22 protein-coding genes and 2 pseudogenes are annotated in these 20,598 nt (G+C 71.0%); 11 read left to right on the top strand and 13 right to left on the bottom strand.

The genetic code is table 11. The annotated features are described in order from the left end of the window. Positions 1 to 34: 34 nt before the first annotated feature. From ACWIHY_RS25305 to ACWIHY_RS25330, 6 genes are all read left to right on the top strand, one after another. Positions 35 to 916 carry a DUF998 domain-containing protein gene (locus tag ACWIHY_RS25305; protein WP_454377963.1) on the top strand — a complete coding sequence of 294 codons (882 nt, stop codon included), beginning with the start codon at positions 35 to 37 and terminating at the stop codon, positions 914 to 916. A gap of 28 nt (positions 917 to 944) precedes the next feature. Then, entirely contained in the window at positions 945 to 1,814 is an 870-nt protein-coding gene (locus ACWIHY_RS25310) for a DMT family transporter (protein ID WP_454377964.1), read from the top strand. A gap of 133 nt (positions 1,815 to 1,947) precedes the next feature. Then, the gene (locus ACWIHY_RS25315; protein WP_454377965.1) at positions 1,948 to 3,087 is read left to right on the top strand and encodes a hypothetical protein; all 1,140 of its coding nucleotides are present in this window, start codon (positions 1,948 to 1,950) and stop codon (positions 3,085 to 3,087) included. A gap of 163 nt (positions 3,088 to 3,250) precedes the next feature. Beyond that, entirely contained in the window at positions 3,251 to 4,873 is a 1,623-nt protein-coding gene (locus ACWIHY_RS25320) for an alkaline phosphatase D family protein (protein WP_454377966.1), read from the top strand. A 167-nt stretch (positions 4,874 to 5,040) separates the two neighbouring features. Continuing rightward, positions 5,041 to 6,024: a glycosyltransferase family 2 protein gene (locus ACWIHY_RS25325; RefSeq protein WP_454377967.1), complete on the top strand. Its 984-nt coding sequence runs from the start codon at positions 5,041 to 5,043 to the stop codon at positions 6,022 to 6,024. Then, a complete protein-coding gene (locus tag ACWIHY_RS25330) occupies positions 6,021 to 6,476 on the top strand; it encodes a GtrA family protein (RefSeq protein ID WP_454377968.1) in 456 nt (151 codons plus the stop codon). The genes ACWIHY_RS25325 and ACWIHY_RS25330 overlap by 4 nt, the downstream gene beginning before the upstream one ends. On the opposite strand, the gene ACWIHY_RS25335 is transcribed toward ACWIHY_RS25330, so the two are convergent. Continuing rightward, the gene (locus tag ACWIHY_RS25335) at positions 6,451 to 7,962 is read right to left on the bottom strand and encodes a DUF6056 family protein (RefSeq protein ID WP_454377969.1); all 1,512 of its coding nucleotides are present in this window, start codon (positions 7,960 to 7,962) and stop codon (positions 6,451 to 6,453) included. The two genes, ACWIHY_RS25330 and ACWIHY_RS25335, sit on opposite strands and share 26 nt — an antisense overlap. 229 nt (positions 7,963 to 8,191) lie before the next feature. Here ACWIHY_RS25335 and ACWIHY_RS25340 point away from each other — a divergent pair, with 229 nt between their 5' ends. Further along, complete coding sequence (locus ACWIHY_RS25340; RefSeq protein ID WP_454377970.1) at positions 8,192 to 9,250, top strand: LacI family DNA-binding transcriptional regulator; 1,059 nt, start codon at positions 8,192 to 8,194, stop codon at positions 9,248 to 9,250. Here ACWIHY_RS25340 and ACWIHY_RS25345 read toward each other — a convergent pair. The 3 genes from ACWIHY_RS25345 to ACWIHY_RS25355 are packed head-to-tail and all read right to left on the bottom strand — an operon-like array spanning position 9,234 to position 12,841. Further along, on the bottom strand, positions 9,234 to 9,944 hold the full coding sequence (locus ACWIHY_RS25345) for a sulfite exporter TauE/SafE family protein (RefSeq protein WP_454377971.1): 711 nt from the start codon (positions 9,942 to 9,944) through the stop codon (positions 9,234 to 9,236). The genes ACWIHY_RS25340 and ACWIHY_RS25345 overlap by 17 nt on opposite strands. Then, a complete protein-coding gene (locus ACWIHY_RS25350) occupies positions 9,941 to 11,401 on the bottom strand; it encodes an amidohydrolase family protein (protein WP_454377972.1) in 1,461 nt (486 codons plus the stop codon). Before ACWIHY_RS25350 ends, ACWIHY_RS25345 begins: the two co-directional genes overlap by 4 nt. Positions 11,402 to 11,425: 24 nt before the next feature. Then, a complete protein-coding gene (locus tag ACWIHY_RS25355) occupies positions 11,426 to 12,841 on the bottom strand; it encodes a uracil-xanthine permease family protein (protein WP_454377973.1) in 1,416 nt (471 codons plus the stop codon). 286 nt (positions 12,842 to 13,127) lie between these two features. On the opposite strand from ACWIHY_RS25355, the gene ACWIHY_RS25360 reads away from it, so the two are divergent. The 3 genes from ACWIHY_RS25360 to ACWIHY_RS25370 all read left to right on the top strand — a co-directional run bounded on the left by ACWIHY_RS25360 (position 13,128) and on the right by ACWIHY_RS25370 (position 14,672). Continuing rightward, on the top strand, positions 13,128 to 13,541 hold the full coding sequence (locus ACWIHY_RS25360; RefSeq protein WP_454377974.1) for an SRPBCC family protein: 414 nt from the start codon (positions 13,128 to 13,130) through the stop codon (positions 13,539 to 13,541). 512 nt (positions 13,542 to 14,053) lie between these two features. After that, the gene (locus ACWIHY_RS25365) at positions 14,054 to 14,380 is read left to right on the top strand and encodes a MerR family transcriptional regulator (protein ID WP_454377975.1); all 327 of its coding nucleotides are present in this window, start codon (positions 14,054 to 14,056) and stop codon (positions 14,378 to 14,380) included. A gap of 148 nt (positions 14,381 to 14,528) precedes the next feature. Next, on the top strand, positions 14,529 to 14,672 hold the full coding sequence (locus ACWIHY_RS25370; protein WP_454377976.1) for a hypothetical protein: 144 nt from the start codon (positions 14,529 to 14,531) through the stop codon (positions 14,670 to 14,672). A 108-nt stretch (positions 14,673 to 14,780) separates the two neighbouring features. On the opposite strand, the gene ACWIHY_RS25375 is transcribed toward ACWIHY_RS25370, so the two are convergent. Further along, positions 14,781 to 15,185 carry a YidB family protein gene (locus ACWIHY_RS25375; RefSeq protein ID WP_454377977.1) on the bottom strand — a complete coding sequence of 135 codons (405 nt, stop codon included), beginning with the start codon at positions 15,183 to 15,185 and terminating at the stop codon, positions 14,781 to 14,783. Positions 15,186 to 15,400: 215 nt separating this feature from the next. On the opposite strand from ACWIHY_RS25375, the gene ACWIHY_RS25380 reads away from it, so the two are divergent. Further along, the gene (locus ACWIHY_RS25380; protein ID WP_454377978.1) at positions 15,401 to 16,267 is read left to right on the top strand and encodes a hypothetical protein; all 867 of its coding nucleotides are present in this window, start codon (positions 15,401 to 15,403) and stop codon (positions 16,265 to 16,267) included. Between the two features lie 16 nt (positions 16,268 to 16,283). On the opposite strand, the gene ACWIHY_RS25385 is transcribed toward ACWIHY_RS25380, so the two are convergent. From ACWIHY_RS25385 to ACWIHY_RS25420, 8 genes and pseudogenes are all read right to left on the bottom strand, one after another. Next, on the bottom strand, positions 16,284 to 16,679 hold the full coding sequence (locus ACWIHY_RS25385) for a hypothetical protein (protein ID WP_454377979.1): 396 nt from the start codon (positions 16,677 to 16,679) through the stop codon (positions 16,284 to 16,286). Continuing rightward, positions 16,676 to 16,948, bottom strand: a complete 273-nt coding sequence (locus tag ACWIHY_RS25390; RefSeq protein WP_454377980.1) for a ribbon-helix-helix protein, CopG family — start codon at positions 16,946 to 16,948, stop codon at positions 16,676 to 16,678. Before ACWIHY_RS25390 ends, ACWIHY_RS25385 begins: the two co-directional genes overlap by 4 nt. 80 nt (positions 16,949 to 17,028) lie before the next feature. Next, on the bottom strand, positions 17,029 to 17,430 hold the full coding sequence (locus tag ACWIHY_RS25395; RefSeq protein ID WP_454377981.1) for a DUF2267 domain-containing protein: 402 nt from the start codon (positions 17,428 to 17,430) through the stop codon (positions 17,029 to 17,031). Positions 17,431 to 17,627: 197 nt separating this feature from the next. Further along, a pseudogene (locus ACWIHY_RS25400) lies at positions 17,628 to 17,902 on the bottom strand (DUF2267 domain-containing protein); the annotation flags it as partial. 21 nt (positions 17,903 to 17,923) lie between these two features. Then, a pseudogene (locus ACWIHY_RS25405) lies at positions 17,924 to 18,059 on the bottom strand (Hsp20 family protein); the annotation flags it as partial. Positions 18,060 to 18,104: 45 nt separating this feature from the next. Continuing rightward, positions 18,105 to 18,563, bottom strand: coding sequence for an SRPBCC family protein (locus tag ACWIHY_RS25410; RefSeq protein WP_454377982.1), 459 nt, complete (start codon positions 18,561 to 18,563; stop codon positions 18,105 to 18,107). An 84-nt stretch (positions 18,564 to 18,647) separates the two neighbouring features. After that, complete coding sequence (locus tag ACWIHY_RS25415; RefSeq protein WP_454377983.1) at positions 18,648 to 19,919, bottom strand: FUSC family protein; 1,272 nt, start codon at positions 19,917 to 19,919, stop codon at positions 18,648 to 18,650. A 59-nt stretch (positions 19,920 to 19,978) separates the two neighbouring features. Next, the gene (locus ACWIHY_RS25420) at positions 19,979 to 20,488 is read right to left on the bottom strand and encodes an allene oxide cyclase barrel-like domain-containing protein (protein ID WP_454377984.1); all 510 of its coding nucleotides are present in this window, start codon (positions 20,486 to 20,488) and stop codon (positions 19,979 to 19,981) included. Positions 20,489 to 20,598: the final 110 nt, after the last annotated feature.

Genomic DNA, 20,598 nt, shown 5'->3' on the forward strand with positions numbered 1-20,598 from the left:
ACTGGGCGCGCCCGGCCCGCTAAAACCAGCGGCGATGACCATGCCTCTTCCGCGTGGCAGCGCCGCGGTCACGCCGACCGATCCGAGCGCCGCCGACGCCCGTCGCCACGACCGCCCGGTGGTGCGGAGCGTCATGCCGCACCTGACCCGCGGCGCGATCGGACAGCCCGGAGAGCCGGGCCTTCTCCCACCGCCGGCCGGTGGACGGCAGAGGCTGACGGCGGTCGTGCTGGCCGGGGCCGCGCTGTTGTACAACGGCTGGCTGCTGGAGCTGTCGTTGCCGACCGGCCTGGACTACCGGCACTCCTACGTGAGCGAACTCTTCGCGGCCGACCAGCCCTTCAGGACGCTCTTCGGCGGCATCGAAATGGCGTGCGCCGCACTCGTCATGGCGGGAGCCCTGCTCGCGCGCGGCCTGCTGCCGGGCGCCGCGGCTCGCGCCGGCTGGTGGACGCTGTTCGGGTTCGGAACGGCGTCCCTGGCCGACGTCCTGCTGCCCATGGGCTGCGCCCCCTCCCTGAATCCGGCCTGTGATGCCGTGCACCCCTGGCACACGGTCACGAGCGGGCTGGTCCACTTCTTCCTCTTCGCCTCCATGGTCCTGTTCTGCCTGGCAGCCGCGTACGAACCGGCCCGTGCACCGGGCCCGTTCGTACGCCGCTGGGGCCCGTGCCTGGCGGCCTGTGCCCTCGTGTCCGCTGTCAGCACGATCGGACCGCTGATCGGCCACCCCGGCTGGCACGGCCTCCCGCAGCGGGCGCACGTGCTGCTGGTGGGGCTGTGGTTCGCCCTGCTCGCACGTCAACTCCTCACATCCGGCCCACCACAGCCACGGCCGCAGCCACCTGACGCGGCATGGGCCGGCGGCGCACTGCGGCAACACCCGGAGAACCTGCCGGTCGGCCGCACTTCCTGAGTTTCGGGCGAACCGGAGGAACCGCCGCGTGGCATCCGTACTCTCCGTGCTGTTCGCCGTGCTGACGGCACTGGGCAACGCCACCGGCACAGTGCTCCAGCGGATCGCCGCGCAACGCGTGCCCCCGGGCGACGCCTTCAGTGTCCGGCTGATCCCCCACCTGCTGCACAGCGCGGCGTGGCTCGGCGGGATCGCCGTCATTGTCGTAGCGGCGGCCTGCCAGGCATTGGCCCTCACCCTGGGGTCGATGTCGCTCGTACAGCCCATCCTGGTGAGCGAGCTGCCCTTCACTCTCCTGATCGCCTGCCTGGTCTCCCGGCGACGGCTTCCCGCCACCGGCTGGACGGCCGCGGGACTGATCGCCGCCGGGCTCGGCCTGGCCCTGGCCGCGGCGTCTCCGCACGAACGCCAGTCCGATGTCGCGCCAGGTGTGTGGGTACTGACCCTGCTGACGACGGTCGGCGCCATGACGCTCTGCGTGCTCGCCGCCCTGCCGCGCCCCCGGGGAATGGCACGCGCGGCCCTGTTCAGTTCGGCTTCGGCGATCGGGTATGCCCTGACGGCCACGTTGATGAAGTTCTCCACCACCACGTTCGAACAGCACGGGTTCGGCGCCTTCTTGGCCTGCTGGCAGACCTACGGCTTCGTGGCGGCGGGGGCGTGCTCACTCTTCCTGCTGGCCAACGCCATGGAATCCGGCCCCCTGGTGGCCTCCCAGCCCGCCCTCACGCTGGGAGAGGCGCTGGTCAGCGTGGCTCTCGGCATGCTGGTGTACGGAGACGAGGTGCGCACGGGGTGGTGGCTGATCCCGGAGGGCATCGGCGCGGTGATGGTCACCTGGGGCGTACTTCTCCTGCCGAGGGTTCAGACGGGGAACCAGGACGCACCGGCTACCTGACCCCCTCTTCTGCCATGCCCGGATGGCGCAATGGACAGAAATGCCCCTTTGATGGACCCAAAGCGTGCGTCTAGGTGGCGCACGACAACCGAACGGTGTGTGCCACCGGAAGTACGGCGAACGGAGCCGCGCCATGACAACCGACCCGACAATGTCCCCCACGCCCAGCAACGACGACCGCTCGCAGCCCCCCGATGACACCGCCGCCACGTACGCCGCCGCTGCCTACGTGGCCGCTCACGACGACGCCACCGCGAGAGAGACGCCCGCGAAGGAGGCGACCGCGAGTGCGGCTTCCTCGAACGTGACCGCCGACGACGAGGCCGCCGCGGCTGCCGGGCCGCAGGACCAGGCACCGGACTCGAGCGAGGAGCCCATACGCATGCTGCTCTGGACGGCCGCCACGTGCCGGCCCCTGGAGGAAGTCGCCGCGCTGGTGAGCCTGCTGAAGCGGACCGGGGAGGTTCCCAGCCCCTGCGACGAAGCCCTGCGCGCAGCCGCTGTGGCCCGCCCCCTGGACGAGGTCCGGCAGTTGGTCGCCATGCTCAACGAGCACCCGCACGAGATCGACGAGGCCGACACGACGCTGCGCGCCGCGGCTGTGGGCAGGCCGATCGAGGACGTGGCGGAGCTGGTGAGCATCCTGGGCCACGAGGACGGCGACCACCATCGCTCCCCCGCCGGTGAGACGGCCGCCGCCCGCAGGAAGCGGCTCTACGTCGATGTCGAGACGACACCGCTCGTCGACAGCCGCGGCACCGACAGCAAGCCGGCCGCCGACGGCGAGCGCCCCAGTGGCACCCCGGCGCCGCCCACCTTCAGCCCCCGGGGCGTCGGCGACGCGCTCCCGGTCGGATCCGGCGACGACATGCCCACGGCGGCCCTTCGTTCCGTACTGCGATGGCCCGCGGCCGTCCTTCTCTTCGCCTGCGGCGTCATCCACCTGCCGACGGACTTCGCGCATCTGCGCTCCGGCGGATACGCGGACGCGCTGTCCATCGCCGTCACCGTGCTGTGCCTCGTGTTCGGCGTGTGGCTGGCTGTTCGGGACACCGCGCGTGTCTGGGCGGCAAGCGCGGCGACCGCCATCGGCATCGTCGCCCTGCACGCGCTCGCGAGCGTCGGCACGGTGGACCTGCTGGAGAGCAGTCTGGGTGAATCCTTCGCGTGGGCGGACGCCGCAGCGGTGTCCTGCGCCGCGGTCGGCGCGGTCCTCGCGGGTTCGGCCCTGTTGTGCCGCCAGAAGGAACCGGACGCGGCGAGCGGCGTCTGACGGGCGGGCAGAGCCGGGCCGCCGACCAGCCGGCCCACTCGCCCGGTCACCACGGGGGCGGCCCCGTCCGGGCCGCCCTCCGCCCCCGGTCGCGGTGCGGCAAGCCCGCTCCACTCGTATGCGGCGATCAAGAAAGCCCCGAAGCGGGCATATGACGCGGCATATGAACAGTCATCAGCCCGAGCTCCGTGCCGCCGTCCGGCGACTTGGACGCCGTCACTTCCTCACATTCACCGCAGCCGCCGCAGCGCTCGCCTTCGCCACCGATCTGCCCGCCGCGGGCGCGGAGAGCGCCGCCGAGCTGGACGGCAGGAAGATCACGGAGAACCCGTTCACGCTGGGCGTCGCCTCCGGGGACCCGCTGCCCGACAGCGTGCTGCTGTGGACCCGGCTCGCGCCCCGCCCCCTCGAACCCGACAGCGGCCTGCCCGAGAAGCGGGTCGTGGTCACCTGGGAGCTCGCCCACGACGAGACGTTCCTTCGTACCGTCAGAGACGGGACAGTCACCGCGCATCCCGAGTTCGACCACACCTTGCATGTCGAGGTCCTCGGGCTCGATCCGGACCGTCAGTACTACTACCGGTTCCGCACCGGAACCTGGGCCAGTCCGACCGGCCGTACGCGCACCGCGCCGGCGCCCGGCGCGGCGAAGTCGCAGCTGAAGCTGGCCGCCGTGGCCTGCCAGGCGTACCACCACGGGTACTACACGGCGTACAAGCACCTCGCCGGTGAGGACCTGGACCTGGTCGTCCATCTCGGTGACTACCTCTACGAGTACGCCGTCAACAGCGCCGGCGGCTCCCGCGACTACACCGACCGCCGACTGCCCGCCCACTTCGACCGCGAGGCCACGACGCTCGCGGACTACCGGCTGCGGTACGCCCTCTACAAGTCCGACCCGGACCTCATCGCCGCGCACGCCGCGCACCCGTTCGCCGTCACGTGGGACGACCACGAGACGGAGAACAACTACGCGGACGAGACGTCCGAGAACGGCGTCCCGCCCGAGGAGTTCCTGCTCCGGCGCGCCGGAGCCTACCGCGCGTACTGGGAGAACCAGCCCCTGCGCACCCCCCAGCAGCCCAGCGGCCCCGACATGCGGCTCTACCGGCGCCTGCAGTTCGGGCGGCTGGCCCAGTTCGACATCCTCGACACCCGTCAGTACCGCTCGCAACGGGCCTCGGGGGACGGCTGGCGGAAGTCCGGTCCGGAGTCGAAGGAGGCGTCGCGCACCATGACCGGCGAGACGCAGGAGCGCTGGCTGCTCGACGGGTGGAAGAACTCCACCGCGACGTGGAACGTCGTACCGCAGCAGGTCACCTTCGCGCAGCGACGCGACGTTCCGACCGCCGACTACAAGCTGTCCATGGACGCGTGGGACGGCTACCCCGCCGCGCGCAGGCGGATCCTCGACGGGGCGGAAGCGGCGGGCGTGAAGAACCTGATGGTGCTGGACGGTGACGCCCACGTCGGCTACGGCTTCGACCTGAAGAAGGACTTCGACGACCCGGCCTCGCGCACCGTCGGCACCGAGATCTCCACCACCTCGGTCTCCAGCGGCAAGGACGGCGCCGACCGCCCCGCCAACTTCGACCACCTCGTCCGGGCGAACCCGCACCTGAAGTTCTACAACGGCCGCCGCGGATACACCGTCATCACCCTGGGTACGGAACGGGCCCGCGCCGACTTCAAGACCGTCTCGGGGGTCACCAGACCGGGCGGCACGCTCACCACGACCGCCTCGTTCGTCACCGAAGCCGGCAGGCCCGGCCTCACCTCCGCCTGAAGCCCGGCCGAGGGCGGAACAGGCCGCCGTCCGCCGACACCGTGCGCCGCGCGTCCCGTGGCTCCCGTCACCCGTGTGGAGCGCCTGGGACGGCCTTCGGGCCGCCCCCGCGTTCCACTGGAAGCGGCAGCTCATGTACCGGTAACCGTGCACGGAGTGAAATGACCATGGTCCAGATTTCGATCGTCGTGCCGTGCTTCAACGAGAGCGAGGTGATCGACGCCTTTCACGACGCCCTGGTCAACGCTCTCGAGCCGACCGGGACGACCTTCGAGATCTGCTACGTCGACGACGGCAGCGCCGACGAGACCATGGTGATGCTGAAGGACCTCGCCGGATCCGACCCGCGCGTGCGCTACACCTCCTTCAGCCGGAACTTCGGCAAGGAATCCGCGATGCTCGCCGGGTTGCGCATGTCCCGCGGCGCCGCGGTCGTCCTCATGGACGCCGACCTCCAGCACCCTCCCGAGTTCATCCCCCGCATGCTGGAGCTGCACCAGCACGGGTACGACCAGGTCGTGGCACAGCGCGACCGTACGCACGAGGGGGCTCTGCGGACCGCGCTGTGCCGTTCCTACTACCGCCTCGTACGCCGCTGCATGAATGTCGAGATCGTGAACGGGGCGGGTGACTTCAGACTCCTGTCGCGCCGGGCCGTCGATTCCCTCCTGGCACTCCCGGAGAGCAACCGCTTCTCCAAGGGACTCTTCTCCTGGATCGGCTTCGACACGGTCAGCTTCACGTACGAGAACGTCCAGCGGGCCGCCGGACAGTCCAAGTGGAGCGGCCGGCATCTACTGAACTACGGCATCGACGGGTTGATCTCTTTCAACAGCCGCCCCCTGCGCCTCGCGATCCACACCGGCCTCTGGCTCTTCCTGTCCGCTCTCGTCTATGCGCTGTGGATCATCGCGAACGTCGTGCTGAACGGTGTCGACACCCCCGGTTACGCGACACTGATCACCGCCGTCGTCGCCCTCAGCGGGATCCAGCTCGCCACGCTCGGCGTCATCGGCGAGTACGTGGGGCGGATCTACGACGAGTCGAAACGCCGACCGCACTATGTGGTCCGCGAAACGGACGAGTCCGCCGCAGTGCTGGGTTCCGGCCTCTCGCTGGAGCCCGCCGGGCAGGCGCGGCCGGAGGTATGAACGCCCGGGGCCTGCGCCAGTTCGCCGCCTTCGCCGCGGTCGGCATCGTCAACACGGGCGTCTACTACGCCGTGTACGCCTCGCTGAACATCTGGGTGCCGTACCTGGTGGCCCACGGAACGGGCTGGGCGGTGAGCATCGTCGGCTCGTTCCTGCTCAACTCGTACGTCACCCTTCGTACGAAACCGACCTGGCGTGCCTTCGCCCGGTATCCCCTGTCTGCCGTGGCCAACGTCGTGGGCAGTGGCATCCTGCTGTACGTCGCTGTGAGCCGGCTGGGGCTGCCCGAGAACATCTCCGCACTCGCCGCCGGTGTCCTCGTCACACCGCTGTCGTTCCTTCTCGCCCGGTGGGCCATCACCTCGGGCGCGGCCGCCACCCCGGACCCGGGAGCGGACGCGCAGCCGCCGGGGACCGAGCCGCAGGTCACGGAAGCCGAGTCGAGTAAATGACCCGGTCCAGGTGGTAGTAGTCGGCCACGCACCCGGCCGGCCAGGATTTTTGCCCCTTGCCGCCGAACGGCTCCAGCGTCCCGGCGACCGAGAGCGGCGTGTAGGGGGCCGATTTCGCGCCCTTCGCCGCCTGCGCCCGCAGGAAGCGGTCCTGACGGTCCCACTTCTGGGCGCGCACGCGCATGTCGTGGCCCAGGTCGTAGAGGGGGACGGCCAGCCCGGCGACGGCCGCGGCGCACACGGCCGCGGCGACCGCCGTCGCCATGCCCGTCCGGCGCTCACTCAGGCGCAGTGCGCGTCCCAGGAAGGCGCCGGCGCCGACGAGCAGCACGACGTACAGCAGGAGGTAGTCGTTCCAGGTCCGCTGGGCGGTCATCACGCGTGCGCCGAAGACGGGATAGGTGATGACGGTGCAGAGATAGCCCGATACGAGGAAGGCGAGCGCGCCGAACGACGTCCACAGCAGCGGCCGGCACGGGAGCAGCACGGGTGAAGCCCCTTCCCTGCCTCGCGCCAGCAGCCCCAGCAGTACCCCCGCCGCGACGGCTCCGACGTACTGCCAGGTGGTGAAGACGGTCTCCAGGATGTGTACGTAGGCGCGCAGCGACGCGATCAGCGACTCGGGGGCGAGCATGGAGGCGGTTTCGAGGCCGAACCGCTCGCGCCGCCTGCGTCCTCCCGGCGAGGTCATCAGGACGAGCGTTCCGATGCCGATTCCGGCCACTCCGGCCAGGGCCCAGCGGCGGGCGAGGGGCCTGGCCCGCGCCGTGAGGGTCCAGCGGCCGAGCAGGACGAGCCCCGCGAGGACCACCAGGCAGACCACCGACGCCTCCTCGGAGAGCGTGCCCATGAAGATCCCGGCCACCAGTACGACGGCGAGGGCGGCGATCCAGCCCCGGCGGCCGCGTGCCAGCAGGAGCGGGAGGGCCGCCGCGCAGGCCAGCACGGGCGCCAGGGTGTGCGAGACGGAGGCCGCGGGCCAGTAGAACGTCTTGTACGTGTTGGGGGTGGCGAAGAGGAAGACCGCCGTGATCATGGAGGCCACGAGCAGCGGGATTCCACGGGGCGCGGTCCGGCCGGTCCTGCGCAGCAGCAGGACGGTCAGGGCCCACAGCACGGCCAGCATGACAACACCGCTGAGCGGAGCGAACCACTGGTGACCGGCGACCGGGAACTGGGCGTACACCCCGACCAGCAGCCCATTGCCGATCCGGCCGTTGTCGGTGACGTAGAACTTCTCGACCATTCCCCAGACGCCGAGGTCACGGACCTTGGGCAGGAAGCACCACTCGTCCGCGCTGGGACGGACGTACCGGCCCAGCCACGAGGCGGCGGCGAGCAGCCCCAGCGGCAGCAGGCAGAGCCCTGTCGTCCAGACGGCGGTCCACGACCGGAAGGGGCCTCGGTCCTTCCGGTCGCCCCGCCCGGGGCCGCCCCCGCCCGGTACCGGTTCGCGCGGGATGGCAACACCCGGTGCAGCCGTCACAAGGTCTCCTCTTCACCGCCGGACTCCGGAGCGGAACCTGTCCACCGCTCGGCATCGTGACCGGCGGCGGTTCGTCAGGGCGGAAGCCCACGCCGCCGGGCCCCGGGTTTGCGCCCAATGGAGCAGCCGGCAATGCGGCGTACGCGTGTGCGACGGCCCGCCGGTGGGCGAAGATGTGGCTGTCACACCTCATCCATCCCGTCAGAGCGAGCGAGGAGCGTCAGCGCAGATGCCACCTTCCGGTTCCGGTGCACGGCCGCCGACGATCGCCGATGTCGCCCAGGCCGCCGGCGTGTCGCGGACGACCGTCTCGCACGCCCTGAACGGGCTCGGCAAGGTCGACCCCCGGACCCGCGAGCGCATCAAGAAGGTAGCCGCCGAACTCGGTTACCGGCCGAATCTGCGGGCCCAGCGCCTGCGCCGGGGGCAGGCGAAGGCCATCGCACTCGCCTCGTCGATGCCCTTCGCGGTGGCCGGCGGGCCGTCCCGGCTCGGCTTCTACATGGAGGTCGCGGCGGCGGCCGCCGAGCGGGCGCTCGTGCACGACTACGCGCTGGTTCTCGTACCGCCCGTGCAGTCGGGTTCGGCGCTGTACTCCCTGGACATCGACGGCGCCATCGTCGTCGAACCCGACGAGAACGACATGGCGGTGGCGCAGCTGCGAGAGCGCCACCTGCCGTACGTGGCGCTCGGCCGCCCCATGCCGCCGGGCGACGACGCCCCGTATGTCGATCTGCGCGGCGGCCTCGTCGTCGATCTGCTGCTGGCGCACCTTCGGGAGCAGGGAGCGCGCCGTCCCGCGTTGCTCATCGGCGCCGGTGCCCGCCATTCCGCGGTCGACGCCCGGACCGCGTACGAGCGGGCCGCCGCCGAGCAGGGCTGGGCTCCGCTGGTCGTGACGGCTCCGGAGGAGGGCGGCGAGCAGGCGGGGTACGACCGCTGCGCCGCCCTGCTGGCCGACCACCCCCGGACGGACGCGATCTGTGCGCTCGTGGACGCCTTCGCGGTGGGCGCCGTACGGGCCATCCGGGACAGCGGCCGCACCATTCCGGACGACATCATGGTCGTCACCCGGTACGACGGCCTGCGGGCCCGGACCTGCGAACCCCCGCTGACCGCCGTCGACCTGCACCTCGACCGGGCGGCCTCCGACGCGGTGGAGCTGCTGCTCGGCCGACTGGGCGGCGCAGCGGGCGCGGGGGACTCGGCGGCCACCGCGGTCACAACGGTGCCCGAGCCCCGTGTCATCCCCCGCGCCTCGTCGCTGCGCGTCACGGCGCCAGCATGAGCACCGCCCCGGAGACGAGGGCGAAGGCCAGCACGAACAGGCGCATTCTGCGCGCGTCGAAGCGGTGGTGCACCAGGCGGCTCAGCCAGGCCCCCGCCGCGAGCGCGGGCAACAGCACCACCACCCAGCCCAGTTGGGCGGCGCTTCCCTGCCCGGTCGCGAACAACAGCGCCAGCGAGGCGACTTCACCCACCAGGAAGCACACGGCCACCGTGGAGCGCAGCTCCGCGGGCGGGCGGTGCTGGTAGACCAGCGCCAGGGGCGGTCCGCCGACCCCGGTCGCGGTCTCCGTGAGTCCGGTGACGGCCCCGGCGGCGACGTACGCACCGCGCCCGGGTGTGAACGCCGGGGCGGCGAGGCTCACCACCGCCGCCAGCACGGTCGCCGCTCCGACGAACAAGCCCAGGCTGCGGTCCGGGATGACCCACAGCAGCACGAGCCCGCCCGGCGTGGCGGCCAGCCGCGCGGCGGTGATCCAGCCCGCTCCGCGCAGGTCCAGGGAGCTCCGCTCGCGCCAGGCGACGTACAGATTGAGCGGGATCATCGACGCGAGGACGAACACCGGGACCAGCGCCGGATCGAGCAGCCCTGCGACCGGCGCGACGATCAGCGCGAAGCCCAGACCGCTGCTGCCCTGGACGAACGCCGCGACGGCCACCGTGACCGCGAGGACAACCATCGTCTCCGTGCTCACTGGGCGGCGGTCCGCTGCGCGTGGTCGTGCCGGGCGGCCGTGGACGTGGGATGGACGCGGGTCACGGTGGCCCGCGGAAGAACGTCCCGGCTCAGTTCGGCGGCCCGCCGTACGAGCGCCGGGCCGTCCCAGTCGACGGGCCATCCGCGCCACAGCCGCATCCGGCCGGCGACGAAGACGGCGGTGATCTGGTCGCGGTTGCCGCGCCGCACCAGCTCCCACGGCAGGTCCCAGGACAGCCGCATCTCCGGGCCGCTCACGTCCACGAGGAGGAAGTCGGCGGCGGCGCCCTCGGCTATCCGGCCGGTACGGGCGCCGAGCCCGACGGCGTCGGCGCCTCCCCGGCTCGCGTGCTCCAGCCAGGTCCAGCCCGCCCCGCAGGAGGAGTCCCCGGTGGCCAGGCCGTAGGCGAGTCGCTGCGCGAACTCGGCGGCCTCGGCCAGGCGGAACGCGTCACCCCGGGTGCCGTCCGTGCCCAGCCCGAACCGGATCCCGCGCTCGGCCATGGTGGTCGCCGGGGCCACGGCGTTGCCCTTCCAGGCGCTCGCGACGGGGTTGTAGCTGACGGCGGCTCCGGTGTCGGCGAGCAGGGTCAGTTCGCGCGGGGTGAGCAGGGTGGCGTGCGCGGCGAGCAACTGGGGGCCGAGCGCGCCCACTTCGTGCAGGTACTCCAGTGGGCGCACTCCGTGCTGGACGAGGGAGCGTTCCACCCCGGCGAGGTGCTCGTTGACGTGGATCTGGACTACGGCTCCGGCCGCTGCGGCCAGCCGGGCGGTGTCCCGCAGGGTGCGGGCCGTCGCGGCCTCCGGGACGGATACGGCGAGCGAGGGGTGGATCAGCTCCTCGGTGCAGTAACGGACCAGGTGCTTCTCGGCGTCGGCCAGGCTCGTAGAGGTGTCGGTGCCGCTGTCGGCGTCGTTGCACACGAGCCCGAGGACGCACCGGATCCCCACGTCACGGGCTGCCGCGGCCACGAGTTCCACGTCGACCGGGGCCCGGGTGCCCGCTTCGGCGACGGTGGTGAATCCGCCGCGCAGCGATTCGAGCGCGGCGAGCTTCGCGGCGACGTACACCGCCTCCTCGTCCAGAGCGCCCTCCAGGGGCACCCACAGCCGCCGGAAGATCTCCGAGGGCTCGCCGAACGCAAGGGCCGCGCCGAAGGTTTGGGTGAGGTGGTGATGGGCGTCCACGAATCCGGGCATCAGGATGTGCCCGCGCAGCCGTACGGGCGTCAGGTGCGGATACGTCCGCTCCAGCCGTTCGGCCGGTCCTACGGCGAGGAACGTGCCGCCGGTGACGACGGCCGCGTAGTGGTCCATCGGTCCGTCGGGCGTCAGCACCACATCGGGTGCGAGGAGCAGGGCGCCGTCGGAGCGCAGCCGGTCGGGGGTCAGGCCGGGCAGGTCCGGCAGGTCTGGCAGGTCTGGCAGGCCGGTCAGGTCGGTCAGGTCGGTCATCGGGCTCTTTCCGGTGCGGGTGGGTCAGGAGTGCTGGGCGGGAGCGGGTTCGCCGGTCTCGGCCCGGGCCGGGATGCCGGCGGGGGCCGGCTTGCGCGTCAGCCGCGGGCGTACGTGGTGAAAGAGGATGTTGAGTACGGCGGCCACGAAGGCACCGACGGCGACGCCGCTTTCGAGCAGGATCCGGACGCCGGGCGCGAAGCCGCCGTACACGCCGGGGATGAGGATGGGCAGCAGCCCCAGAGCGATGGCGACGGCGCAGATGAAGGTGTTCGTGTGCTGGTCCAGGTCGGCGCGCCCCAGCATCTGCACGCCGAGCACCGTGATCACGGCGAAGACGACCATCGCGGTGCCGCCGACGACGGCTGAGGGAACGACGCTGATCGCGCGGGTGACGGGCGCGAGGAAGCCGATGGCGATGAGTACGACGCCGGCGGCCGCGGTGACGTACCGGCTGCGTACGCCGGTGACGCGGACGATGCCGATGTTCTCGCCGCTCGTCACCATCAGCGGCAGGCCGAAGAAGCCGCCGAAGAGGGAGGTGAGCGCGTCGCCGCGGATGGTCCTGGGGACGTCCCGGCGCTTGTCGATCTCCTTGCCGACGGCCTCGGCGTTGATGACGGTCTGGCCGGTGGCCTCCGCCATGGAGGCGAGGCTGTAGAGCATCAGTGGCAGCGCCGCGAGCAGGTTGAACTCGGGTGAGCCGAACGGCAGGAGCTGCGGCACGCTCAGCAGACCGCCGTCGGCCGCCCGGCCGGCGTCGACCGCACCGAGTGCGAAGGCCAGGGCCGTGCCGGCGATCAGGCCGAGCATGACGGCGAGTTGCCGCAGCATGCCGGTGAACAGCCAGTAGAAGGCGACGGTGAAGCCGATGGTCGCGAGACCGAGAAGGAGGTTGGTCGTGTCGGCGAAGCCGGGCTGTCCGGGGCGTCCGGTGACTAGCAGCGCGCCGACCTTCACCAGGTTGATGCCGACGATGACGATCATCGTGCCGACGACGAGGGCGGGGAAGAACGCGAGCAGCCGCGAGAAGACCGGCAGCACGATGAAGTAGAAGGCGGCGGTGATGATCACCGCACCGCTCGCGGTGGGGAGGCCGTGCTGTTCGGCGATGGCCAGGAAGAGGATGAGCGGGGCGCCGCCCGGCAGCATGACGAACGGCAGTTTCGGGCCGAACTTCCAGGGCCCGAGCGACTGGATCAGGCTGCCGATCCCGGAGAGCAGGAAGGCCGCCGAGAGCAGGTCGACGGTCAGACCGGGGTCAAGATGGAGGGTCGCGCTCATCAGGAAGATCGCCGAGATGGGGGTCGCGGCCATGACGAGCACGTGCTGGATGCCGAACAGCAGGATTCTGCCGACCGGGCGGGATTCGTCCACGGGGTGGATCGGTTCGGGGTGGGTCGACTCGGGGTGAAGGGACGCGGGACGGGGACTGGGCACGTTCGAGCTCCGTTCGGCTCGCTCCGGTTTCGACCGTGATCCGGCCCGGGACGGGGGCCACATCGATTCGGCCAAATCGATTTGGCCGCCAGTATGTGAGGGCGTGGAGGGTGCGTCAAGGGATCTTGCACGACGCCTTCGGAGCCCCCCCGGACGTCGACCGCGAACCGGGCGGTCGGCGTCGGCGCCTCCGGCGAACGGGTGGTTGTACGGCGGTGCGGCTTCACGTCCGACAGGCCGGGCAAGCGTTCGTCCGAACGGTTTCGAGCCGAAGAATGGTGTGGTGATGACCGAGTACGAGCGTTCACGCACAATGCCCGCACTGCCCGAGCACGTCTTCGACCAGGCGGCCAATGTCGACCAGTTGGACCAGTGGCTGCCGGAAACGCTGCATGTGCACGCCGAGGAACTGCCCGCCGCAACCGTCCATGAGGACCGCACCGACGAGGACACCTCGGCGCTCCTGCGCGCGCAGAAGGACCAGATGCGACTGGAGTGGGGCACGCGGGCCGAGGGCAGCTATACCGGGTGGCTCCAAGTGGCCGGCATCGGCAGCGGAGCCACCGAGGTGACGGTGCATCTGTCCTTCTTCGACGCGGCCCATGACCCCGGCGAGAAGTCCGTGAACGCCGCCCTCGACCACAGCCTCGAGCGCCTGGAGGAACAGGTGCGACTGCGTGTCGGCGGCGGCGGCGGCTGAGCCCTTGCGCGACACGTCTGAATATCTATCGTGGCGACGGTAGACATCCGAGATCCACGTGGGTAGGGTTCCTGACGTAGCCAAGGAAGTCAGCGATACGCGGCAGGGACGAACTGGCGCGAGCAGTAAGCAGCACGGCAGTGGAGTGGTGAGGCCGGGAAGTACCGGAAGGTCTCACGGCTGATTGCCGGGCCGGGCGGCCCTCAGGGGCGCCGAGCAGTACCGCATGACCAGCATCAACAGCAGTACCGCCCCAGCAGACACGAGAGAGGAGCCGACGCCATCAGGATCGCCCGGGCGAGGAACCAGTTCGCTCGGGTACCGCAGGCCCCGGATTGGAAGGTGGTCCCCGGTCACGCATTCACGATCCCCGCATTTCCGGCCTCCCAGGCGGATGTGCGGAAACAGAGAGCCGGCGCAGCCCAGAGCCGGTAGATGGTGTTGAAACCCCTCGGGGCCCCGGTGCCGTAAGGCACCGGGGCCCCTCGACGCGCGTTCCAGAAGAGGTGCAAATGACGCAGGAAACCCATCCGCACACCACCACCGACCGGCTCGACGACGACGACTACCCCGCCTACACCATGGGCCGCGCCGCCGAGATGATCGGCGCCACGCCCGGATTCCTGCGAGCCATCGGCGAAGCCCGGCTCATCACTCCCCTGCGGTCCGACGGCGGCCACCGCCGCTACTCCCGCTACCAGTTGCGCATCGCGGCCCGCGCACGCGAGCTCGTCGACGGCGGTACGCCGATCGAAGCCGCCTGCCGCATCGTCATCCTGGAAGACCAGCTCGAAGAAGCCCTTCGTCTCAACGAGGATCTGCGCAAGCCCACCGAGTGAGACCGTCCCGGTGGACCAATTGCCGCTTCAACCACGGGGAGCGGCTCTGCCGGATCGCAGGAAAGGTGCCGAGCGCCGAAAATGGCGTGTGAACGGCGTAGCGCGTCCACGGCTACCGGGCACACTCCCAGCAGTGAGGACCTCACCGATGACCGAGCAGTCACCGTCCCAGGCAGAGGGCGAGCGCGAAGGCGAGACGCACGAGGACGTACGGCAGACAACCCCGTCGCAGGCGGAGGGAGAGCGGGACGACAACGACGAGCAGGGATCGGAGGAACCCGGCCCCCAATAGTCTCCCCGCCTCGCCGCCACGGCCAAGGAGGGCCCGGGATGTCCCGCCGTCGCCCGGCATGGGCGCGGCGCGGGAGCGCGGGCCCCCCGGGTAAGCACGGTGGTGGCGTCAGGATGTCCGGGACCTGATCAGGTCTTCGAGGGACGTGTCGTGCGGGAGTTGGCCTCCCGGCGTCAGTTTGTCCACGGCCTGCGGCAGGACCTGGGCCAGCTGGTCGGCCGCCTGGTCCGTGGGCAGTCCGGCTTGCCGGGCGACTTCCTCGAGGGCGTAGGGCGGCAGTGCCTCCGCGAGCTGCGCGCCGTCGACCGGCTCGTTCGCGCCGGCTCCGACCCATGAGTGGGCCTGGTGGCCGAGTCCTCCCTCACCGAGCGCCGCCAGCAGTCCGTCCAGCGGGTTACCGCTCCCCGCCGTGCTGCCGCCCAGCTCACCCAGCAGCGAGCCGAGGAGGTTCGCCCTTCCGTCGGCTCCTCCCAGCAGCCGTCCGAGCAGACGTCCCAGATCCTCTCCCGCCACGGTCAACCCTCTCCTCGTCGGTAGCCGGCCGGAGGCGTACAGCGCCCCCGGCCGATCGTGCCACCCGCCTGCCCCCACGGCTTCGCGCCGGCCGGAAAGTCACCCGTATACCGGTGCGCGCTACGCCGAACGCCGATCGCCGCGGCGGCGCTTCCCGCCCGGCGGGATAGTTGAGCGAAGCGGTAGAGAGGGCGTCCTGGCCGGACTGGAGCATCGTGGACCTGAAAAGCATCACCGATGAGCTGTACGGGCTGGCACCGGCCGACTTCACCGCAGCAAGGAACGAGAGCGCGGCGGCGGCCCGTACCGCCGGCGACCGCGAGCTCGCGGGGCGGATTCAGGCGCTGCGCCGCCCGACGCTGTCGGCGTGGGCCAGCAATCTGCTCGTACGCAGCCGGCCGGAGCAGGTCCAGCCGCTGATCAGCCTCGGCGAAGGCATGCGCCAGGCCCACCGCGATCTCGACGGAGAGCAGTTGCGTGAGCTCGGCCGGCGGCAGCACGACCTGGTCGGCGCGCTGGCCCGGCAGGCGAAGCAACTGGCGGCCGATGCGGGTCATCCGGTCAGCGACGCCGTACAGCACGAGGTCGAGTCGACACTGCATGCCGTCCTCGCCGACCCCGGGGCCGCACGGGAGTGGGCAGCAGGCCGCCTCGCCAAACCGCTCAGTTCGCCGGTCGGGTTCACCGCTGCCACCAGCCCGGCGACGGTGCCGCACAAGGGTGCCCGGCTCGCCTCCACCTCCGCCGACAGCGCCCAGGAGAAGAAGGACCGGAAGGAGGAGAAGGAGAGGGCGCGCAAGGAGCAGCGCGCGCAGCTTGTCCGGGCCGAGGAGGAAGCCGCGGCGGCCGAACAGCAGGCCTTGGACTCCGATGAGGAACTCGCACAGGCCGAAGCCCGGTTGCGGGAGGCGGAGAACCAGGCCGGGGAGCTGGCCGAGCAGTTGAAGACGGCCAAGGAGCGGCAGAAAGCCGCCCGCGAAGAGGTCACGACCGCCCGGGACCGCGTCCGGGAATCCGGCGCCGCGGCCCGCAGAGCCCGCCGCCGCGCCGAGGACACGGCCGCGCACGTCGGCGGCCGGTGAACCGACGGCCGGTCCGCTAGGGCAGTTCGACCGTTTCGATGCCCGGGTTCATCTTGTGCAGCTCGGCGGGACGGTCGGTGATGACCGGCCAGCCGGGGCGCCGCAGGGCCAGGTGGCCGGCGTGGGCGGTGGCGAGTTCGACCTGCGCCATGGTGGCGAGTTCGGCGACGGCGAGGGCGGCCGGGCGGTCGAGGCCGTGGAACTCGAAGACCGGTGCGGCCAGCGCGAGGTCGACCTGTTCCCGACGGCGGGGCGAGATGTCGTGGCCGGTCAGACCGGCGGCGAGGGCCGTGGTGGGGACGTAGAGGACCTGGATCTGCTCGACCGAGACGACCACGCGGGCCACCATGAAGGGGCGGCCGAGAACGAGGTGCCGTATCGCGCCGGCGTCGAGGATGTAGCCACCGATCACGCGGCCGCGCCCCCCGTGTCGGCTCCCCGCCGGTCGGAGGCGCGTGCCCACTCCACGGCCTCGGCCCATTTCTCGGTGCCGGCCCGCTCGACCTCGGCGGCCCAGCCCTCGATGATGCGCTGGGCGCGCTCCTCGCGGCCGAGCCGCTCCTCGACCGCCTCGGTCACGTACGCCGACACGGACTCGATGCGCTTCTCCTTGGCGAGCCTTCTCAGCGCGGCCGCGCTCTCCGCCGGGATCGTGATCGTGACGCGTTCCTTGTCCGCCATACGACCAGCGTACGACCGTATGCGTCGGCCCGGCAGGGGGAACGCGGAACGCTCCTCCCGCCGGGCACGGCGGTGCGTGGTCAGGCGGCGGCCGGAGCCAGTTCCGCGCGGCCGAAGAGAAGGGCGTAACCCCTCGGCAGGACCGCGGTGATCCGCCGGGTGAGGTCGTCGCCCGCGCAGTCGGCCACGACGCCGAGCACGGAACTCACTCCCCAGCGCGCGGCGGGCGGTGTGAGTCCGCCGAGTCTCGCGGCAACGGTCTCGACGAACTCCGGTGCGGTCAGGTACCGCGCGGCCGGGGCTTGGCGGGCGAGGATGACGGCCGCCTCCACAGGCAGCAGGCGCACCAGTGCACGGCGTTCTTCACCACTGGTATGGGCGCCCAGCACAGTCAGTACGGTGCGCAGGACGCGCTCCGCCTCGGCATCGGTGGCGTACTGCCCTGAGGCGCGGACCTGCTGCACGAGTTCGTTCCACCGCATCACTGTGGCTACCTGCCTCTCTGCTGTTTTTGTGGTGACCGGACCGTGTCCGAGTGGTGACTGAATGATGTCTTCTCGGTGTCCGAAATCAGCATGCCCCCTGTTCTGGGCGGCAGCACCTTATGTGCGGAGCCGCCGGGCCGCCGGGCCGGCTCCGCCGAACGCCCCACAGCTCACATCGGCTGGGGGCGACCGAACAGCTCCCACTTCGCGGTGTCTTCCGTGGCGCCCTCGATCCAGGCCGCTGTCGCCCGTACGAACCGCTGCGGCCCGAGCGGCTCAGCGGCGGGCAACGGGTTCAGCAGCAGCGCGCGCACGCTTCGGGCAGCCGGGCGGCGAGCTCGGACCGCTGGGAGCCCACGACGAGCGCCCCCAGAAGGGCGATCACCGCACGGGTCGCCCGCTCTGCTTCCTGCCGCGCGGAGTACTGGCCCCGCTCCTGAACGGCGGCCAGGAACCCGTCCCACATCATCACCACGCCGCCGGCCCCTTTTCCGCCGGTGATGGAGATCTTGCGCGGCTCGGCCTGCTCCGCGACGGGGGACGGTCAGCCGCAGCACTCCGGCGACGTGTGCCGCGTCGATGCGCTCGGTGCCCAAGGTCTGGCCCAGGAACAGCTGGCGGCTGAGCGGGCAGGTGCGGCGAAAGGGGCCGGACCAGCGGTCAGGCAGCGGTCATCCGGGCTTGATGCGGCCGCGCCAGGAGCCGGACTCGCCGCCGCGGTGCTCGACGAACTCCTTGAACCGCCGCATGTCACCCTTGACGCGCCGGTCGATCATGCCGGTCATGTCGGCGGCCTTCTCCGCCGCGCCGCTCGCCTCCACGTCCATCACGAGCTCCACCCGTGTGTGCGTGTCGTCGAGGCGCTGGAACCTGACCATGCCCTTTTGCTTGGTGTCGCCGCCGGTGGTGCGCCAGGTGATGCGCTCGTCGGGTAGCTGGTCGACGATCTCGGTCTCGAACTCCCGCTGGACTCCACCGATCTTCGTGGTCCAGTGGTTGTGGCGGTCGTCGATCTGCCTGACCTCCTCCACGCCCTCCATGAAGTTCGGGAACTCCTCGAACTGCGTCCACTGGTTGTAGGCGGTGCGGACGGGGACCTCGACCTCTACCGTCTCCTTCACCGTGCTCATCTGCGCCTCCTCTTCGGTGACGCACGGCAGCGTGCCTGCCGCGCGGATCTTGGCACGACCACCGGGTACCCGATCATCGCTTCTCTAGTCGGGCGTCTCGTCGGGCAGCTCCCGCGACCGGCCGATGCGCAGCCGGCCCCGCAGCTTGTCCACCACCGGGTACTTCTCCCGCTGCTCACGGGACTGCCGGTCGAGCTCCTCGACCAGGCGCATGGAGCGCTTCTCCACGTCGAGCTCGTCCAGGATCCGGTCGATCTCGGCCAGCAGCGCCCCGTGCAGCTGCCATTGGCGCGGGTGCTCCTGTACGCCGTCGAGGAGCAGGTGCGCCACGATCTCGCGGCTGGCGCGGCTGAGGGCGAGCTCTCTGACGAGACGCTCCTCCGCCTCCTCCGCGTTGACGCTGACCTGTGTGGTGATCAGTACCGCGAAACTCTCGACGGCACCGGCCATGTGGGTGAACAACTCGGTGAGGGCGGTGGCGATCTCCGGAGGGAAGAGCGACTCGTCCGTCCGCGCCTTGGCGAGGTCGGTCAGGGTGCGGCAGGCCGTACGGAGCACCACCGCGGAGATCTCCAGGGTGTCGAGACCGGTCCGCAGGACGATCCGGAAGAGCAGCCCCTCCTTGACCCGGGGGTTGAGCCGCAGGCTGTCCTCCGCCTGCCGCAGGGACGCGTCCACCTCGACAATGTCGTGATCCAGCCGGCGCGCCTCGTGCAGCGCGTCCGCCGCCTCCGCGACGGTCGTGTGGCCGCGCACCTCGTCGGCGAGGTGCATCAGCAAGTCCCGCATGCGGCCGGCGAGTCCTTCGATGGCCGCGCTGGCGGGCTGCACCCAGACGGGCGGCGCGAACAGGACGTTGAAGAGCAGCCCGACGACCGCCCCGATCAGTGTCTCCAGGACGCGGTCCCAGGCCGTCGCGGCCACTCGCGTCACACCGAGTACCAGCATGGCGCTGATCGCCACCTCTGGCACGAACTCACCGGCCCGTACGAATCGGCCGAGCACCAGCGAAGCGAGGATGATCAGTCCGAGGCTCCACCAGGTCAGGCCCACCAGGGAACTGAAGCCGATGGCGATGACCACCCCCGCCACCACCGCGTTCACGCGGCGCATGCTGGTGGTGAGGGTCGCGTACAGGGTGACCTGAACGACGAGCAGCGCGGTCAGCGGCGCGGTCAGCGGCGCCGGTTCGCTGCTGAGCAGCAGGGCGACGACGTAGGAGATCACTGCGGCTACGGTGGACCTGACGGTCTGTACGACCACGGGTTCTTTGTGCCGCCGGACAAGGTCCAGCAGAGGGTCGGTAACTTCAGGCACCCTTAGCTTGTTCCCCCTCTGCTGCCACACAGGCAACATCCGCCGTCAATCACCCGTGCGCTCTCCCAGGGCGGAGGAGGAGGTCAGCCGACGCGCGCTCAGTCGTCGAGGCTGACGCGCAGCTTGGCGTAGTCGCCGTGGAACACGGCCTCGACCTGCCCCTCGGCGTCCTCGTACTTGCCGGTGCCGCCGGTGATCGCCGCATCGCCGCCGTACGTGCCGGAGCGGCGGTGGTCGACGGTGCCGCTCAGGGTGATGCTGCCGTGGTCGGTTCGCAGCACGCTCTGGCACTGCGCGACGACGCTGTACGGCGTCACCTCGACAGCACTGCAATGAGCGGTGGCGTCACCGATCTTCTTGCCGGGCTTGTCCTTCATGAAGTCGTACAGGTACGCGTACGAGGTCCAGTCGGCGCCCTTGCGCAGCGAGCGCGGCATGCTGTCCGAGTGCTTGTGCGCCAGCCAGTTGAGCACCTTGGGCTTCGACTCGGCCTTGGGCGCCGGGACCGCTGCCGCCGGCGTGGTGAAGGCGAGAGTGCCCGTGACAGTCATCGCCACGGCGGCAGTGGTCACAGCGGCCGGCAGCTGTCGAGCACGGAAGCGGGTCATGAAACCTCCAGGGATGAGAGAGGGATCGCCCGGCCCCGGAGGCGCGGGCGGAAGCGCGAGCCCACCTCAACGCACCGGAGCGGCTCCGGGTGATCGCCACGGGCGAGGCG

The sequence above is a fragment of the Streptomyces sp. NPDC055287 genome (assembly GCF_053646035.1).

Coding starts and splice junctions, on each gene's coding strand:
- ACWIHY_RS25305 (WP_454377963.1), top strand. CDS start 35: ATGACCATGCCTCTTCCGCGTGGCAGCGCCGCGGTCACGCCGACCGAT.
- ACWIHY_RS25315 (WP_454377965.1), top strand. CDS start 1,948: ATGACAACCGACCCGACAATGTCCCCCACGCCCAGCAACGACGACCGC.
- ACWIHY_RS25320 (WP_454377966.1), top strand. CDS start 3,251: ATGAACAGTCATCAGCCCGAGCTCCGTGCCGCCGTCCGGCGACTTGGA.
- ACWIHY_RS25325 (WP_454377967.1), top strand. CDS start 5,041: ATGGTCCAGATTTCGATCGTCGTGCCGTGCTTCAACGAGAGCGAGGTG.
- ACWIHY_RS25330 (WP_454377968.1), top strand. CDS start 6,021: ATGAACGCCCGGGGCCTGCGCCAGTTCGCCGCCTTCGCCGCGGTCGGC.
- ACWIHY_RS25340 (WP_454377970.1), top strand. CDS start 8,192: ATGCCACCTTCCGGTTCCGGTGCACGGCCGCCGACGATCGCCGATGTC.
- ACWIHY_RS25350 (WP_454377972.1), bottom strand. CDS start 11,401: ATGACCGACCTGACCGACCTGACCGGCCTGCCAGACCTGCCAGACCTG.
- ACWIHY_RS25360 (WP_454377974.1), top strand. CDS start 13,128: ATGACCGAGTACGAGCGTTCACGCACAATGCCCGCACTGCCCGAGCAC.
- ACWIHY_RS25365 (WP_454377975.1), top strand. CDS start 14,054: ATGACGCAGGAAACCCATCCGCACACCACCACCGACCGGCTCGACGAC.
- ACWIHY_RS25370 (WP_454377976.1), top strand. CDS start 14,529: ATGACCGAGCAGTCACCGTCCCAGGCAGAGGGCGAGCGCGAAGGCGAG.
- ACWIHY_RS25390 (WP_454377980.1), bottom strand. CDS start 16,948: ATGGCGGACAAGGAACGCGTCACGATCACGATCCCGGCGGAGAGCGCG.
- ACWIHY_RS25395 (WP_454377981.1), bottom strand. CDS start 17,430: ATGCGGTGGAACGAACTCGTGCAGCAGGTCCGCGCCTCAGGGCAGTAC.
- ACWIHY_RS25410 (WP_454377982.1), bottom strand. CDS start 18,563: ATGAGCACGGTGAAGGAGACGGTAGAGGTCGAGGTCCCCGTCCGCACC.
- ACWIHY_RS25415 (WP_454377983.1), bottom strand. CDS start 19,919: ATGTTGCCTGTGTGGCAGCAGAGGGGGAACAAGCTAAGGGTGCCTGAA.
- ACWIHY_RS25420 (WP_454377984.1), bottom strand. CDS start 20,488: ATGACCCGCTTCCGTGCTCGACAGCTGCCGGCCGCTGTGACCACTGCC.